Origin of the sequence: Promicromonospora sp. NPDC060271, from assembly GCF_042726755.1 — a bacterium.
GTDB lineage: Bacteria > Actinomycetota > Actinomycetes > Actinomycetales > Cellulomonadaceae > Promicromonospora.
Genome location: NZ_JBHXBG010000134.1, coordinates 1 through 15,043 on the forward strand (window position 1 = coordinate 1; position 15,043 = coordinate 15,043).

Here is a 15,043-nt window from a genome sequence, read left to right on the forward strand (position 1 = left end):
TGCAGGCCGTGCTCGTCGGTGAGGAACCCCGCCACGTGATACCCACCGAACGTCTTAGCCAAGTCGAAGAACTCACCCTGGGCGGCCTTGTCGTCGTCGAGGTCGTCGGTGTCGGGGTCGGTGATGGTCGCGAACCGGCGCGCGACCTTGCGGAACTGGTCCGCGTTCAGGACACCAGCTTCGCGCAGGACCACGCCTTCACCGGTGGTCAGGGTGCCGTCCGTGACCGCGCCCTCCAACACCTGGGTGACCAGTTCTCGGGTCTGGGTGCCGTCGGGGTCGTCTGCGGGGTCGGGGAAGTCGACCGCCACCGACTGTACGAACTCCTCCGGGGTCGTGGTGTGGCCGGTGCGGGTATCGATCAACCACGCCAGTGCGTCGGTACGGGTCTCGCTCGTGGGCGCGACCTCCGTCATCACACGAGCGTGATCCACGCCCAGGGTGCCAGCGACCAACCGCTCCCGCGTCACCGGCAGCGCGGTCGCCAGACGACGCGCGATCGTCATGTCCTTACCCGCCGTCGACGCAGACACACCCTCACGCAACCGCAGCCAGGTCGTGAACGTGCGGGCCGAGCCACCAGCCCGCCAGGAACCCTCGTTCTCGATCCTCGGCAACAACGTGTAGCGGACCCCGTCCAGACGGCCGGTGATCCGACGGATCCGGGTGTGTGCCTCGGCCAGGCGACTGATGCTCGGCGCGTCCCACCCGGTCACGGTCTCGGGGTCGGTCAGCCCGGTCAGTTGCCCGGTCGCCGTCTCGAGCAGGGCCAGCACGTCCTCGATCGAGACCGCAGTAGGCAGGCCACCGGCGGGCATGCTGTTCGTCGTCTGCTCCATCGGTGCCCCCCGCCGTCCTGATCGCCCGCTCTAGTTCTCACTCCTTCACTGCATCTATTATCTCGAACATTTGTGCGTCTCGCTGGCCAGATCTCAAATCTGTGGATAACCCTTCAGAGCGCCATGTGGATGTCGCTACAACCCGTTCGAGAAGCGCCAGTGGTCAAGGACGCGCCCGCACCGAGACCTTCACGAGGAACGACCAGGCGTAAGGGGCTTTGCCCGTCCCGACGGTGCCGCCGCGGTCACCATCACAGCTTGATCCCCTCTAACCCCTGAGCGCTGCCGTTGGTCAGCGACCGTGGACCAGGTCGTTCCCCATGGTGGTGCGCAGGTGCAGCACGCTGGTGCCGCTGCGCCAGGTGGTGATCAGCCCGGCTCGCCGGAGCACCGCGGTGTGCCTGCTGACGCTGGAGGGCGAGGTGGCGGTCCGTGCCGCGAGGGCGGTGGTCGACAGCTCGGTGTCCAGCGCCCGGAGCACTGCCGCCCGTGTCGGGCCGAGCAGCTCGCTCAGGGCGTCGGCCTGCTGCCGGTCCGTGAGGTCACGGTCGGGCCGCCAGAACGGTTCGCGGCTGACCGGGTAGACCAGCACGGGCTGCAGCTCCGGGTCGGCGAGGGTGATCGGGTGGTTGATGCCGAAGAAGGTCGGGACGAGGGAGAGCCCGCGGCCGTCGAGATGCAGGTCGCGGGTCACGGGGTAGTCGACCTCCAGGACGGGCGCCCGCCAGCGGGTCTTCGGGCCGAGCGTGCTCAGCACCGCGTCGACGCCGTGCGCGAGCGTCCGGTGCGCCAGGCCGGCCACCCAGCGGCCGGTGATCTCGGTGGCCTGGTCGGCGTGCGGCGTCAGCACCGTCCGGTGGTAGCGCCGCATGGCGACGCCGAGCCGGTGCAGCGCGGCAGGGCGGCCCGCAGCGACGTCGTCGAGCCATGGCCCGGCTCCTCTGCCGCCGTCGAGCCGGCCGACCTCTGCCCGCAGGCGCTGCTTGCTCGTGGACAGCACGGTCTCGAGGCCCGCCTCGAACTCCGTCGGCAGAGCGGCGGGCGTCAGGAAGTCGGGGAAGTAGCCGCGCGCGGGAGTGAGTGTCGCGAGCAGCTCCGCGTCGCGCATCGTCCCGGCCTGGACCAGCCTGCGGCGGGCGAGCCTGCTCCAGGAGCCGAAGTAGGACTCGGGCAGGGCCACCTGGTGGACGCTGAGGACCAGCTCCCACATCGGGTCGAGCCGGGTTCCCACCCGGGTGCGCACCAGATCAGTGGCAGAGAAGTGGATGCGAAGCACAGGTCCCCCCAGGGCTGTTCCGGCTCTTCACGGCGGCGCGCTCTCGCGCGAACTGTAGAGAGGCGAGATTTCGAGCGGTAGTACATCGCTGCAGACTCGGCACAGCGGACGAGGAAGCGGGACTGTTCTACGAGCGGCTGGGTCTGAGCCGCACGGCCGGTCGCGTCGTCGGCCATCTGCTCACGTCCGACGACGACGGTGCGGACGCCCCCCAGGAGCTCGCGGCGCACGGCCTCGCCGCGGTGGGCGACGACCCCCGCCGGCGCAAGCGACTGGAGAACATGCGCGACATGTACGCCTTCATGGCGGACCGGTTCCCAGCGCTCCTGGACGAGTGGGAGGCCTCGCGATGAAGGTGCTCCTGGCCGTGGCCGTCGCCAGGATCGAGCAGGCGGCCGCGAGGGCCTGACCCGCCGGCAGGTGCGCGTACCGGGCGCCCGAAGGTCATCGACCGGCCTCGACCGCGCGCTCGACGAGGGCGACCGCCCGGTCCAGGCCCCGCTCCTGGGCGATACGCCCCCCGAGTGCCGCCGCAGCGGTCGTCGCCGCCGGTGCGCACGCCTCGGCGACCCGCCCGGCCAGCGCCGGTCCGGTGAGCCTGCGCTGGGGCAGGGGCGCAGGGCCGACGCCGCGCGCGTGGGTGACGCGTCCCCAGAACGGCTGGTCGGCCACGAACGGGCACACGACCTGGGGTCGTCCGGCCGTGAACGCGGTGCCGGTGGTGCCCGCCCCGCCGTGATGCACGACGGCGGCCATCCGCGGGAACAGCCGCTGGTAGTCGACGTCGCCCACCACGAGCAGGTCCACGCCGCGCTCCGCGGCCACGGCGCGTGCCGTGTCGGCGTCGAGCCCGCCCCAGGCGGTGGCCATCACCAGCCGGTGACCCGTCAGGGCCGCGGCCTCGACGACCGCGCGGGTGCTCGTCTGCGGGGCCAGCCCTGACATCGAGCCGAACCCGGCGAACAGCGGTGCGGCACCGTCCGCCAGGAACTCCTCGACGACGTCCGGGAGCCCCTGCTCGGGTGGGAGGAACCAGTACCCGGTGACCTCTGCCCCCACCGGCCAGTCCTCGGGTCGGGGCAGTACCGCTGGGCTGTGCGCGTGCAGGACCGTGGCCGGGCCGCCGTCGGGCCGCAGCGTCGGATCGTGCCGGCCCCGCCTGGGCGGCAGGCCCAGGGTGTCGCGGCGCCAGCGGTCGATCACGCGGCCGAACATCGCCGCGGGCAGCCGCATCCCGCCGAACGTGGCCCAGTTCAGCGGGCCCGGCAGGCCGAACGGCAACGACTGGCCCGGCCACGGGTACTCACGCGTGGGGACGTACATCGGTAGCGGCAGTCCGAGCACGGCTGGGATACCGAGCGCTTCCGCGACGTGCTGGCCTGCGATGATCTGCCCGTTGTGGAGGACGACGTCGGCACCCTTGCCGGCGCCGTGCGCGGCGACCTGCCAGGAGTCGGCCAGGACCTGGTCGAACATCGAGGGCATCTCGCGGATCTGGCGGAGCCGGGTCCGGAGACCGCCGCCGAACGCCTCGCCGGCCTCGGCGGGGGTGTCGAGCTGACGCAGCGGACCGTCGTCGACGCCCGCGAAGGTCACGCCGTTCCCGGTGACGAGCTCCTCGAAGCGGTGCGGCGCACACAGGACCGCCTCGTGGCCCGCGGTATCCAGTGCCCGGGCCAGTGCGACGAACGGCTGCACGTCACCGCGGGTGCCCAGGGTCATGATCAGTGCCTTCATGGGAAAGCTCCTTGGGGTCGACAAAATGAACGCCGACCAGGCTTCCCGGCACACCAGTAGACGACGGTAGACCCCGCCACCCGCCGCGTCAAAACAGATCCGCAGATGTGTTTTCATAGTCGCGGCGAGAGGAGACCTACCGTGCCACGAGGATTCACGACCGCGGAGCGCGACCGGATCAACCGGGAACTGCTCGCAGCAGGCCGGGAGCTGTTCACGAAGCAAGGGCTGCGCAAGACGGCACTGGAAGAGCTGGTGGCCCCCGCCGGAATCGTGAAGAGCACCTTCTACCAGTTCTTCGACTCGAAGGAAGCGCTCTACCTCCAGCTCATGCTGGACGAGGCGGAGCAGGTCAAGAACCGGGTCATCGACGAGGCGCTGCTGTCGACGGACGACACGCGCGAGGGGCTGCGCCGGTTCCTGCACGCGACGCTCGAGGTGCTCGAGACGAACCCGCTGTGGCGCCGGCTGATGACCCATCCGGAGGAGATGACGGCGGTCGCGGGACGGCTCGAACCGGAGCGGATCGCCGCGATGGGGGACAGCAACCCGGGCACCGCGCTCACGGCGTACGTGACCGACGGGCAACAGCGCGGCGACCTGGTCGGTGACGACCCGCACGTCGTCGTCGGGGTGCTGCAGTCGGTGCTGCTCATGCCGTTCAACGTCGCTCACATCGCAGCCGGGGACCCCGGCACCTACCGCAAGTCCCTGGATCTGCTCGTCGACATCGTGGCGACAGGGCTGACCACACACGAAGGAGACCGGTCATGAGCACGAACCGCCCTCGCGCCGTCGTCATCGGAGCCGGGATCGCCGGGCTGAGCACCGCGCTGCGGCTGCACCAGGCCGGCTGGGGCGTCCTGGTGGTCGAGCGGACGCCGTCACGCCGCTCGGGAGGATACGCCGTGACCTTCGCGGGCGTCGGCTACGCCGCCGCCGAGCGGATGGGCCTCCTGCCCGAGCTCGCGAAGCGGCACATCACACCCGACCGGATGGACTACATACGGCCCGACGGTCGCACCCGGTTCTCCGTGCCCGGCCCGACCGTTCGGGCGCTGGTGGGGGAGCGGTCGCTGAACCTCCTGCGGGGCGACATCGAGGACGTGCTCTACCGGGCGGTGACCGCTCAGGCGGCCGGTCAGGGACCGGGCGTCGTGAAGATCCGCTTCGGCACGAGCATCGCCGGGGTCGAGCAGGATCCGGACGGCGTGGACGTCACACTCTCCGACGGCACGGTCGAGCGGGCCGACCTGCTCGTCGGCGCGGACGGCCTCCACTCGGCGACCCGGCGCCTCGTCCTCGGACCGGAGGACGACGTGCGCCTGGACCTGAACCACATGGCCGGCGTCTTCACGCTCGACACGCTGCCCGACGGCGTCGAGCCCGGCGTGACGGCCTCGCTCACCGACACGGGCCGCACGCTGGCCGTCGTCAGCCTCGGCGCGGGCCGTGCGGTGGCGTTCTTCGGCTACCGCACCGACCAACCGATGACCGAGCTCGCCGACGGCCCACAGGTCGCGCTGCCGCGCGCGTACGGCGACATGGGCTGGGTCGCGCCGGACGTGCTCGACCAGCTCACCAGAGCCGAGTCGGTGTACTTCGACACGATCAGCCAGATAGTCGCCGACCGCTGGAGCCAGGGCAGGGTGGTCCTGCTGGGCGACGCCGCCTGGTGCGTCACCCTCTTCGCGGGCTACGGCTCCGCGCTGGCCGTCGCCGGGGCCGACGCCCTCGGCGCGGCGCTCGAGCACCACGCGGACGACCTGCCCGCTGCGCTGCGCGAGTGGGAGGCCGGGATCCGGCCCGAGGCCGAGCGCAAGCAGAAGCTCGGCCGCCAGATCAAGGGCCTGTACGCGCCCGCCGGCCCGTTCGGTGTCTGGCTGCGCGACCTGCCGCTGCGCCTCGCCTCCTGGCGTCCCGTCTCGGCGCTGCTGCAGCGCCGGCTCCAGCTCAGGTCCTGACGGCCCGCTCCGCACGGGCAGGTAGGCGGCAGGTAGGGTGGGGGACAGGTGTGCCGGGAAGTCTGGTCGGCGTGGACCGCTCACGGGTGGTCCAGCTTGACGACCCCACCGGCCCCGAGAGGACTCCTGTGCCGCACACCACCTCCACCCTTCCGTTCCCTCAGCGACTGCGTACCTGGGTCTCCCGCGAGACCACCGGGGGTGCGCTCCTGATCGGCGCAGCCCTCGTAGCGTTGCTGTGGGCCAACTCTCCGTGGCGCGAGGCGTATGCGTCACTGTCCGCAGCGGTGGTGGGACCGGCCTACGTCGGGCCGTGGCATGTCCACCTCGACCTGTCGCTGGCGACCTGGGCCGCCGACGGGCTGCTCGCGATCTTCTTCTTCGTGGTCGGCCTCGAGCTCAAGCACGAGTTCGTCGCCGGGAGCCTGCGCAACCCGCGGGAAGCCGGCGTGCCGATGATCGCCGCCGTCGGCGGCATGGCGGTACCGGCCCTGGTCTACGCCGCTGTGCTGCTCACGACGGGCGACCCGGGCGCCCTGCACGGTTGGGCGATCCCGACGGCCACCGACATCGCGTTCGCCCTCGGTGTCCTGGCGATCTTCGGACGTGGCCTCCCGGTCGTGATCCGCACGTTCCTGCTCACGCTCGCCGTGGTGGACGACCTGCTGGCGATCATCGTGATCGCCGTGTTCTACACCGAGTCGATCCACTGGTGGCCGTTGGGCGGTGCGCTGGCGTGCGTAGCGCTGTTCGCCTGGCACGTCCGGTCGCGCACGCCCCGCTGGTTCGTCCTGCTGCCGCTCGCGATGGTCGCATGGACCCTGATGCACTCCTCCGGGGTGCACGCGACCGTGGCCGGCGTGCTGCTCGGCTTCACCGTCCCGGCGATCGCGATGCGCGGCGAGCCGGAGTCGCGCACCCACGCGTTCGAGCACACGGTCCGCCCGTTCTCGCAGGGTCTCGCGCTGCCCGTGTTCGCTTTCTTCGCCGCGGGCGTCTCCCTGGTCGACGGCGACGGGTCTGGTGCGCTGTTCGGGCAACCGGTGGTCCTGGCGATCACCGCCGGGCTCGTGCTGGGCAAGCTCGTCGGCGTGCTCGGGGCCACGGCTCTGGTCACGCGTCTGACCCCCTTGCGGCTGCCCGCGGGTATCGGCGTGCGCGACCTGCTGCCCGTCGGGCTGCTGGCCGGCATCGGGTTCACCGTGTCGTTGCTGATCAGCGAGCTGTCCTTCGGCGACGCCGAGCACGCCGACGGCGCCAAGGTCGCGATCCTCGGCGCCTCCGTGCTCGCCGCGATCCTCGGCGCGGCCTCCCTGCGCTGGGACGCCCGACGGGCTCGCACCGCCGACATGAACCTCGACGGCGTGGACGACGTCGTCGAGGGCTACATCGGGGACGCCAAGGACCGCGAGACCCACTGAGCACCTGCCCCGGGCGGTGCCTACACGTTCGTCAGGCGCCGCCAGGCGTGGACGACGGCGACGGCGCCGACCGGGGCCATCGCGGCGGCGAGCAGCAGGTGCGGCGGGCCGACGGCGGCCGCGGCCTCCGCTCCGCCCATGCCCGCCCACAGCGACGGCGCGGCGTAGGGGAACCAGGTGCCGCCGCCGAGCAGCACCACGATCTGGGTGAGCGCGACCATGCCGACCAGCGCGCCGACCGTGCCGAGCTGGCTGCGCGTCACGGTCGCCACCCAGGCGAACGGCAGGGCCAGGCCGCCGCCGAGCAGCCCGGCGGCGACGGCGTCCGGCACCCCGGCCCAGGCCGCGAAAGGCTCGCCCGACACCCCGGCGACGACCGCCGAGGCCGCCGTCGTCACGGCGACGGCCAGCACCACGCACGACGCGATCCAGGCCAGCGCGACCAGGCACTTGGCCAGGGCGATGGTGCCGCGCGGCACGGCGAGCCCGAACAGAGCCCCGGCGGTGCCGCTCTCCAGCTCGCGCCCGAACGACCAGGCGACGAAGAACCCGCCGGCGGCCAGCGCGGCGACGGAGAGGACCTGGGCGCACACCAGCAGGTGCGTCGTGGCCAGATCGCCGGTCGCGTAGTCGGCGAGCTTGGCCGCCGTCGGACCGGCGGCCTGCGGGGACCGTGCCAACGCGACCATGCCGACGCTGCCGAGCGGGACGAGCAGCACGAGCAGCGCGGTCGCGATGCGGGCGACCGCCGAACGGCGCAGCTTGAGCGTCTCGACGGCGAGGGCGGCGCGGAGCGCGGTTCCGGCGGTCATGCCAGGCTCCCGCGTCCGGCGGTGCGAGTGCCTGCCGCCCGGGAGTCGGCGTCCAGGACCATGGCGAAGAACCGCTGCTCCAGGTCGGTGCCGCCGGGTTCCAGCCGCCCGACGTCGCGCCCGCCGTGCAGCACGACTATCTCGTCGGCGACCCGGGCGACCTCGTCGAGGTGGTGGCTGGAGACGAGGACCGCCGCTCCGTCGTCGGCCAGGCCGCGGACCAGCTCGCGGACCAGGACGACACCCTGCGGGTCGAGAGCGCTGGTCGGTTCGTCGAGGATCAGCGCGGCGGGTCGATGGAGGGTCGCGCCGGCGATCCCGAGGCGCTGGCGGTTGCCCATCGACAGTGCGCGGGCCCGGGTGAGGCGCCACGGGTCCAGCCCCGTCCGGCCGACGGCGGCGTCCGCTGCTGCGGCGGCGACCTGCCGCGCCAGCCCGTGCAGACGGGCGGCGCAGCGGAGGTTCTCGGTCACGGTCAGCTCCGGGTAGACCAGCGGCGTGTCGACCACGTGGCCGAACCGCCTGGCGACGTCGACGGGCATGTCGGCCGGGTCGTGGCCGAGGATCCTGGCCACGCCGTACGTCGGGCGCAGGCGGCCGGTCAGCGCGCGCAGCGCCGTCGTCTTGCCTGCGCCGTTGAGGCCGATCAGGGCCGTGACCCGGCCCGGCAGGACGCTCAGGGTGAGATCGTCGAGGGCCGCTCGGCCGCCGAAGGTGTGCGAGACGCCGTCGAGCAGCAGGGCGGGCCCGGTCATGGGGTTGCTCCTGCCGGGGCGAGCTGTGCCAGGGCGCGGCGGACGAGACCGGCGAGCGTGACGTCGCCCGGCGCGGAGCCCCAGGCCAGGAGTGCCGCGGTGGTGGCGGCCAGGCAGGCGGACGCCGAGATCGCGGCGTCGAGGCGATCGACGCCGTCGGCCACCAGCCGCTCGACGATGGCGTCCTGGGTCGCCTCGGTGCCGATCACCATCGCGGCGCGCAGCGCAGGGGAGGTGGCGACCAGGGCCACGCGACGCCGCGCCGTCGCGTCCTCGGTGGGCGTGATGTCCCCGAGGGCGGCGAGCAGGCCGAGCCGCGTGCGCTCGAGGGGCGCGAGACCGGTCGGCTGGGCGCCGACGGCCTCGGCGATCAGCGGATCGTACGGATCCGTGACGAGCACGGCGTCCTTCGTCGGAAAGTGCCGGAAGAACGTCATCGGGGTGACGTCGGCGGCCTCGGCGATCTGGTTGACCGTCGTGGCGTCGTAGCCCTGGCGCTCGAAGAGGTCGAGCGCCGCGTCGAGGATGCGGGCCCGGGTGCGGAGGGTGCGAGGGGTGACCACCCCTTAATGTTAGTCGCTAACATTAAGGGTGGGCAAGGAAGCCTCACGGCAGAGCCGGCTGACACCTCGTCGGTTCAGCCGATGACCGGTGCGCCCTCGGGGAGCCGGTAGAGGCGCCGATGCGCGCGCAGAGCCAGCGCGGTGCCGAGCGTGACGGGCCCGAGACGCCCGATGAACATCAGCGCCACGAGGGTGAGCTGGTGATACCACGCCAGTTGCGCGGTGATCCCGGTGGACAGGCCTGTCGTCGTGAACGCAGAGGTCACCTCGAACAGGATCTGATCGACCGTGAACGGTGAGAGCGCCGTCATCCACAGCGTCGGGAGCACGACGATCGCCACCGCGAGCAGGGCCAGGGTCAGCGCCTGGCGCTGGGTGGCCGGCGAGATGCGCCGGTCGAAGACCGTGACGTCCGGGTCGCCGCGCAGCTCGGACCAGATCACCACGGCGAGCAGGGTGAACGTCGTCACCTTGATGCCGCCCGCGGTTCCCGCCGATCCGCCGCCGATGAACATCAGGATCACGGTGCCGAGCCAGGTCTCCGTATGCATCTCACCGGTCGCTACTGAGTTGTACCCCGCTGTGCGTGCCTGGGCCGACTGCGTGAACGACGCCAGGATGCGGCCGCCGATGTCGAGAGACCCCATGGTCTTGGCGTTGTCCCACTCCGCCACCAGGAAGAACCCGGTGCCACCCACCAGCAGCACCGCGGTCATCAGCAGCGTGATCTTGGTGTGGACGCTCCATCGCCCCGGTCGACGGCGTTCGCGCAGCACCTCGAGGATCACGGGCAGGCCCAGGCCGCCGAGGATCGTGGCGGCGCAGATCGGTACGCAGATCCACGGATCGGCCACGAAGTCCATGAGAGACAGCGAGAAGAGCGCGAAGCCGGCGTTGTTGTAGGCCGAGACGGAGTGGAAGATGCCGTGCCAGAGCGCCTGGCCGACGGGCTCGTCATAGGCAACGACGAAGCGGACCATCAGCACGAGCGCTACGGCCACCTCGACGACGGCGGCGACCATGACGACCCGGAACAGCATCTGGCGCACGTCGCCGAGGCCTACGGTCCTGGTCGACGCGGCCGCGACGAGCCGGGAGCTCAGGTCCAGGCGCCGGGTGACCAGGACGCCCAGCAGCGAGGCGACGGTCATCACCCCGAGCCCGCCGACCTGGATGAGCACGAGGATCACCGCCTCGCCGAAACCGGACCAGAACACGGGTGTGTCGGTGACGATCAGCCCTGTCACGCACACGGCGGACGTCGCGGTGAACAGCGCTTCCATGAACGAGGCCGGTTCGTCCGAGGAAGCGATCGGCAGCAGCAGGAGCACCGTGCCCACGGCTATCGCGCCGAGGAACCCGGTGATCACGAGCTGGCCCGGCCGTCGCCGGAGCACCGCACCCCGCCCGGGCTCGCCGCCCATCGGACTGCTGAACCGCATCTGGTTACCGTCGCCCTTCATCGTCGCCGCCGCTGTCACTGCGTGACTGTGCCGGCGGCGCCGGCCGATCGGCCCAGGCAGCATACGACGCCGCCGCCGGACGGATCGGCACGACCAGGCCGCGACCTGCCGGGGGCATCAGCAGATCGCGGCCTGGAGAGGTTCGGTACGTACCTCCCGGCGCTAGGTCCGGGTGCGGCCCACCAGGCCGATGACCAGGCTGACCACGAGGACGATCGCGCCGATCCAGATGAGGAACTGCCCGATCTCCGTCGCGACACCGAGAATCACGAGTGCCACTCCGACCAGGATGAGAATGAGCCACGTAGGCATGTCGATCTCCTTCCTCCTCACGGCGCTGTGTCGCGCCGTGCTGATTCGACAGTGCCCCTGTTCGCGGTTACTCGCATCTCGGTCATATTTGGCATCCCGGGAAGTGGCTCAGACCGACGGCGGCGCGTGCGGTGGGCCATGGCGACCGCCGGCGGGCGGCGCTCCCCAGCGGTACCGCAGGGAGACCATCCGCAGGACGAACACCACCGCGGCGATCGCCGTCCCGGTGCCGACACCGAACCAGCCCGCCCAGGAGGCGAGGCTGGTCAGCGCGGCCCCGATCAGCGCGGGGATCGCGTACAGCCCGCGGGCGCGGAAGATCTGCGGCACGTCGTTGGCGACCACGTCGCGGATCACGCCGCCACCGACGGCCGTGACCACGCCGAGGATCGCGGCCGCCGTCGGGTTCATGCCCGCCGCGAGCGCCACCAGCGTGCCGGTGACGGAGAAGAGCGCCATGCCTGCGGCGTCGAAGGTGAGCAGGAGGTCGTGGAAGCGTTGCACGGCGTGGGCGAAGAAGTACACGACCACCGCCGCGAGGACGGGCGGGACCAGGTAGATCGGCGAGTCGAACGCGCGCGGTACGCCGGCGTCGAGGATCACGTCCCGCAGGATGCCTCCGCCGAGGCCGACGCAGGTGCCCAGCAGGAGCGAACCGACGATGTCGAACTGGCGCCGGACGGCGAGCAGCGAGCCCGACACCGCGAAGAAGAAGACGCCCAGGAGGTCCAGGACGAGCGACGTCCACGCCACGTGGGGCTCCTTTCCGCGGGGAACGCTGACAGGCAAGCGTAGAGCGGAACGGGAGTGCGGCCCTGCTCAGGCCCTCGACCGGCGCGGCAGGATCATGAAGATGTTGTCGGAGGGGTCGACGACCACCGGGAACTCGTCGCCGAGCGCGCCGGTGCGGTGATCCGTGCCGCGGTGGGTGGTCTCGAACTCCGGCACCTCCGGGCCGCTGATCCGCAGGGTGAGCTCCGTCCCGGTCTCCTCGCCGATCGAGACCGTCCGGGAGTCGACGACGTGCGCGACCGCCGGCCGTCCGTTGCGCGCCAGCCGGTCCGTCCGGCGCTTCATCCGGGCGGTGGCCACGAGCGACGCGACGCTCATGCCGCCCACCACCACCGTCGTGACGACGCCGCCCAGGATCCCCTGCCACTGCAGCTCGCCCACCAGGGCCAGCACGACGATCAGCGCGGGCCCGGCCAGCAGCCCGACCGTCCCTGAGACGTACGCGAACAGCCGCGCCACAGGTCCGGCGGGCACCACCTGGTCGAAGTTCCCGTCGCTGGCGAGGGGAAGGTCGTCACGCGCCATGGTCGCCTCCCGTGCTTGGTCCGGTGGTGCGTCGGTCCGGTGGTGCGCTCAGGCGTCCCAGGCCTCGGTGAACTCGGCGAGGTTGATCTTGCCGTCGCCGTCGTTGTCGGCCTTGCCGAAGATCTGCTCCAGGTCCTTGTCGGAGGTCTCCTCGCCGCGCGTGGCCATGGCCTGACGGAACTCGTCGGCGGTGATCCGGCCGTCGCCGTCGCCGTCGAACTCGGCGAACGTACGAGTGAGCTCGTCGTTGGTGGTCATGGGTCATACCTCCGCAATGTCGGAAACAAAGTCGGGGAGTATGCAACCACAGATCGTCGCGCGGTGGCCCCCGAAACCGGGTCGGTTCCGCTACGGTGCGGCGGGGGACTCTCCGACGTCCGGAGGGCCAGACGATGAGGTTGTCCATGAGGTTCTACGCGGCAGCGCCGGCCCGATGCGCGCGTCAGGTGCTCGGTGACCTGATGCTGCTCGCCTGGATCGCGGGCTGGGCCTGGGCGGGCCGCACGACCCACGACGCGACGCTGACCCTCGGGCGGCCCGGTCTGGCTACGGCGTCGGCGGCCGACGAGATGGCCGGCCGGTTCCACGACGTGGAGGGCCGGATCGGCGGTATCCCGGGCGTGGGGGACAACCTGGCCGCGCCGTTCCGCGGCGCTGCCTCCGCCGCCGAGAGCCTGGCCGCGGCCGGCCGGTCCCAGGCCGAGACGGTGGCGGACGTCGCGCTGCTCGTCGGGCTGGCGGTGTTCCTGGTGCCGGTGCTGCTGATCGCCGTGCTGTACGTGCCGTTCCGGGTCCGGTTCATCCGGCGCGCGACCGCGGCCCGGCGGTTCGTGGGCGCCGATCCGGAGCTCCTGGCGCTGCGCGCCCTGGCGAACCAGCCGCTGAGGTCTCTGACCCGCATCTCGGACGATCCGGTGGCCGCGTGGCGGTCTGGCGACCCGTCAGCGGTCCGCGAGCTGGCGGACCTGGAGCTCCGCTCCCTCGGCCTGAAGCGCTGAGTGCTGGCTATTTGCGCCTCCAGACAGGGAGACAGCGCAAATAGCCAGCACTCAACGGAAGGGGGTCAGGGGGTTGTGTTTGCCAGCAGGTGGGCCAGGTCCTTCGGGCGGGTGAACATCGGCCAGTGGCCCGAGTCCAGGTCGACCAGGTCGACGTTCTTGGCCCGTGCGAGCTCCGGCACCTCGCCGGCCTCGATCCACTGCCTCGCCTGCTCGGCGGTGAACTCCGGGCACACGACGACCGCCGGCACGTCGAACCGGCGCTCGTCGGTCAGGCGCACCACGCCCCGGGCCACCCCCTCGGGAACCGGGAGCGCCTTGGCGGCGAGGGCGGCCTTGGCCTCGTCGGAGAGGTCGGCGGAGTCCGGCCCCTCGAACGGTTCCCAGCCGGGGAACGGCATGACGCCGTCGACCATCTCGAACAGGTCGGCGTAACGCTTGCCGTCGTCCCACGGGAACCCGCCGACCAGCACCACGCCGGCGATCTTCTCCGGGCGTGCGTCGGCGGCGAGCCAGGCCAGGGTGCACGCGGCCGAGTGGCCGACGACGAGCGGCTTTCCGGCCGACGAGTCCGCCGATGCGTCCACCGCCGCCAGCACCGCCGCGACCTGGTCCTCCAGCGTCGCCGTCGTCGAGCCGTCGCCCTGGCCGGGAAGCGCGACCGGCACCGCGCGGTGGCCGAGCCCCTCGAGCTCCGGCACCACGTCGTCCCAGGCGGACGTGTCGAGCCAGAGGCCTCCGATGAGCAGGATGTCCATGATTTCTCTCCCGTGGTGAGTGCGGCAGGATGCCGTTGAGCACCACGCTAGAACCAGTTCCGGACGTTCCACTTCCGGATCATCCTCGATTCCCGATCTGGCGGGCCGATGAGTTTTCCGTGCCCCGTCGTCAGAGCTGGCAGAGGGCCGAGCAGGCCACCACCACCGGAACCACGACCACCCAGGAGAACCCGAATGAGCACCATCGTCGCCACCCACTTCGTCTCGCTCGACGGCAAGGTCGACCCCACCGGCGGGGACCCCGAGCTGCACGAGACCGCGTGGACCTTCAGGACGGTCGCCCCGGCGCCGGAGATGTACGAGCTCAAGAGCCGCGAGCAGGAGGAAGCCGGCGCGCTGCTGCTGGGTCGTACCAGCTACCAGATGTTCGCGCCCGTGTGGCCCGACATGGACGAGTTCACGCGCTACAACACCCTGCCCAAGTACGTCGTCTCGACGACGCTGACTGAGGACGACCTGACCGACAACTGGGGCGAGACCACCATCCTGCGCTCGCTGGACGACGTCGCGAAGCTCAAGGACTCGGACGTCGGCGAGATCCAGGTGCACGGCAGCGTCTCCCTGACCCGGGCGCTCGCGGACGCGGGACTCGTCGACGCGTACCACCTGCTCGTGTTCCCGGTGCTCCTCGGCCAGGGCAAGCCGCTGTTCAGCGACGCGGACAAGGCCGCACAGCAGCTCCGCCTCGTCGAGCACGAGGCGTACAAGAACGGCGTCCAGAAGCAGATCTTCGAGGTGGTGCGCTGACCGTCCCGGCAGCCGTCGTCCCGGGACGGACAGGAAACCGGCCGTCCCGGGGCGGGTAGC

At 71.6% G+C, this 15,043-nt stretch carries 17 protein-coding genes; 5 read left to right on the plus strand and 12 right to left on the minus strand.

The window, feature by feature from the left end; all coding sequences use genetic code 11:
• The 3 genes from ACFWE2_RS18680 to ACFWE2_RS18690 form a co-directional block, all read right to left on the minus strand.
• A partial coding sequence (locus ACFWE2_RS18680; protein WP_377225719.1) for a DUF222 domain-containing protein occupies positions 1 to 839 on the minus strand: 839 nt, incomplete at its 3' end.
• 292 nt (positions 840 to 1,131) lie between these two features.
• Entirely contained in the window at positions 1,132 to 2,082 is a 951-nt protein-coding gene (locus ACFWE2_RS18685) for an ArsR/SmtB family transcription factor (protein ID WP_377225720.1), read from the minus strand.
• Positions 2,083 to 2,559: 477 nt separating this feature from the next.
• On the minus strand, positions 2,560 to 3,852 hold the full coding sequence (locus ACFWE2_RS18690; protein WP_377225721.1) for a glycosyltransferase: 1,293 nt from the start codon (positions 3,850 to 3,852) through the stop codon (positions 2,560 to 2,562).
• Between the two features lie 141 nt (positions 3,853 to 3,993).
• Here ACFWE2_RS18690 and ACFWE2_RS18695 point away from each other — a divergent pair, with 141 nt between their 5' ends.
• From ACFWE2_RS18695 to nhaA, 3 genes are all read left to right on the plus strand, one after another.
• The gene (locus ACFWE2_RS18695) at positions 3,994 to 4,626 is read left to right on the plus strand and encodes a TetR/AcrR family transcriptional regulator (RefSeq protein WP_377225722.1); all 633 of its coding nucleotides are present in this window, start codon (positions 3,994 to 3,996) and stop codon (positions 4,624 to 4,626) included.
• Positions 4,623 to 5,816, plus strand: coding sequence for an FAD-dependent oxidoreductase (locus ACFWE2_RS18700; RefSeq protein WP_377225723.1), 1,194 nt, complete (start codon positions 4,623 to 4,625; stop codon positions 5,814 to 5,816). The genes ACFWE2_RS18695 and ACFWE2_RS18700 overlap by 4 nt, the downstream gene beginning before the upstream one ends.
• A 71-nt stretch (positions 5,817 to 5,887) precedes the next feature.
• A complete protein-coding gene (gene nhaA / locus ACFWE2_RS18705) occupies positions 5,888 to 7,237 on the plus strand; it encodes a Na+/H+ antiporter NhaA (RefSeq protein WP_377225724.1) in 1,350 nt (449 codons plus the stop codon).
• Between the two features lie 20 nt (positions 7,238 to 7,257).
• Here the strand turns inward: nhaA and ACFWE2_RS18710 are convergent, their stop codons facing one another.
• The 8 genes from ACFWE2_RS18710 to ACFWE2_RS18745 form a co-directional block, all read right to left on the minus strand.
• Positions 7,258 to 8,049 carry an ABC transporter permease gene (locus ACFWE2_RS18710; protein WP_377225725.1) on the minus strand — a complete coding sequence of 264 codons (792 nt, stop codon included), beginning with the start codon at positions 8,047 to 8,049 and terminating at the stop codon, positions 7,258 to 7,260.
• Positions 8,046 to 8,804 (minus strand): ABC transporter ATP-binding protein, encoded by a 759-nt coding sequence (locus ACFWE2_RS18715; protein WP_377225726.1) that lies wholly within the window; start codon positions 8,802 to 8,804, stop codon positions 8,046 to 8,048. The genes ACFWE2_RS18710 and ACFWE2_RS18715 overlap by 4 nt, the downstream gene beginning before the upstream one ends.
• The gene (locus ACFWE2_RS18720; protein WP_377225727.1) at positions 8,801 to 9,367 is read right to left on the minus strand and encodes a TetR/AcrR family transcriptional regulator; all 567 of its coding nucleotides are present in this window, start codon (positions 9,365 to 9,367) and stop codon (positions 8,801 to 8,803) included. Before ACFWE2_RS18720 ends, ACFWE2_RS18715 begins: the two co-directional genes overlap by 4 nt.
• 74 nt (positions 9,368 to 9,441) lie before the next feature.
• The gene (locus ACFWE2_RS18725) at positions 9,442 to 10,809 is read right to left on the minus strand and encodes a TrkH family potassium uptake protein (protein ID WP_377225728.1); all 1,368 of its coding nucleotides are present in this window, start codon (positions 10,807 to 10,809) and stop codon (positions 9,442 to 9,444) included.
• Positions 10,810 to 10,992: 183 nt separating this feature from the next.
• Positions 10,993 to 11,142, minus strand: a complete 150-nt coding sequence (locus tag ACFWE2_RS18730; protein ID WP_377225729.1) for a hypothetical protein — start codon at positions 11,140 to 11,142, stop codon at positions 10,993 to 10,995.
• 108 nt (positions 11,143 to 11,250) lie between these two features.
• A complete protein-coding gene (locus ACFWE2_RS18735) occupies positions 11,251 to 11,895 on the minus strand; it encodes a trimeric intracellular cation channel family protein (protein ID WP_377225730.1) in 645 nt (214 codons plus the stop codon).
• A gap of 66 nt (positions 11,896 to 11,961) precedes the next feature.
• Entirely contained in the window at positions 11,962 to 12,459 is a 498-nt protein-coding gene (locus tag ACFWE2_RS18740; RefSeq protein ID WP_377225731.1) for a hypothetical protein, read from the minus strand.
• Positions 12,460 to 12,507: 48 nt separating this feature from the next.
• A complete protein-coding gene (locus ACFWE2_RS18745; RefSeq protein ID WP_377225732.1) occupies positions 12,508 to 12,717 on the minus strand; it encodes an EF-hand domain-containing protein in 210 nt (69 codons plus the stop codon).
• 146 nt (positions 12,718 to 12,863) lie between these two features.
• On the opposite strand from ACFWE2_RS18745, the gene ACFWE2_RS18750 reads away from it, so the two are divergent.
• Complete coding sequence (locus ACFWE2_RS18750; RefSeq protein WP_377225733.1) at positions 12,864 to 13,457, plus strand: hypothetical protein; 594 nt, start codon at positions 12,864 to 12,866, stop codon at positions 13,455 to 13,457.
• A gap of 65 nt (positions 13,458 to 13,522) precedes the next feature.
• On the opposite strand, the gene ACFWE2_RS18755 is transcribed toward ACFWE2_RS18750, so the two are convergent.
• Positions 13,523 to 14,215, minus strand: coding sequence for an alpha/beta fold hydrolase (locus ACFWE2_RS18755; protein ID WP_377225734.1), 693 nt, complete (start codon positions 14,213 to 14,215; stop codon positions 13,523 to 13,525).
• A gap of 195 nt (positions 14,216 to 14,410) precedes the next feature.
• On the opposite strand from ACFWE2_RS18755, the gene ACFWE2_RS18760 reads away from it, so the two are divergent.
• Complete coding sequence (locus ACFWE2_RS18760; protein ID WP_377225735.1) at positions 14,411 to 14,983, plus strand: dihydrofolate reductase family protein; 573 nt, start codon at positions 14,411 to 14,413, stop codon at positions 14,981 to 14,983.
• Positions 14,984 to 15,043 lie beyond the last annotated feature (60 nt).

What these genes read in the sequence shown, in the direction of transcription:
- ACFWE2_RS18690 (WP_377225721.1), bottom strand. Translation starts at nt 3,852, where the DNA reads ATGAAGGCACTGATCATGACCCTGGGCACCCGCGGTGACGTGCAGCCG.
- ACFWE2_RS18700 (WP_377225723.1), top strand. Translation starts at nt 4,623, where the DNA reads ATGAGCACGAACCGCCCTCGCGCCGTCGTCATCGGAGCCGGGATCGCC.
- ACFWE2_RS18710 (WP_377225725.1), bottom strand. Translation starts at nt 8,049, where the DNA reads ATGACCGCCGGAACCGCGCTCCGCGCCGCCCTCGCCGTCGAGACGCTC.
- ACFWE2_RS18715 (WP_377225726.1), bottom strand. Translation starts at nt 8,804, where the DNA reads ATGACCGGGCCCGCCCTGCTGCTCGACGGCGTCTCGCACACCTTCGGC.
- ACFWE2_RS18725 (WP_377225728.1), bottom strand. Translation starts at nt 10,809, where the DNA reads ATGCGGTTCAGCAGTCCGATGGGCGGCGAGCCCGGGCGGGGTGCGGTG.
- ACFWE2_RS18730 (WP_377225729.1), bottom strand. Translation starts at nt 11,142, where the DNA reads ATGCCTACGTGGCTCATTCTCATCCTGGTCGGAGTGGCACTCGTGATT.
- ACFWE2_RS18740 (WP_377225731.1), bottom strand. Translation starts at nt 12,459, where the DNA reads ATGGCGCGTGACGACCTTCCCCTCGCCAGCGACGGGAACTTCGACCAG.
- ACFWE2_RS18745 (WP_377225732.1), bottom strand. Translation starts at nt 12,717, where the DNA reads ATGACCACCAACGACGAGCTCACTCGTACGTTCGCCGAGTTCGACGGC.
- ACFWE2_RS18750 (WP_377225733.1), top strand. Translation starts at nt 12,864, where the DNA reads ATGAGGTTCTACGCGGCAGCGCCGGCCCGATGCGCGCGTCAGGTGCTC.
- ACFWE2_RS18755 (WP_377225734.1), bottom strand. Translation starts at nt 14,215, where the DNA reads ATGGACATCCTGCTCATCGGAGGCCTCTGGCTCGACACGTCCGCCTGG.
- ACFWE2_RS18760 (WP_377225735.1), top strand. Translation starts at nt 14,411, where the DNA reads ATGAGCACCATCGTCGCCACCCACTTCGTCTCGCTCGACGGCAAGGTC.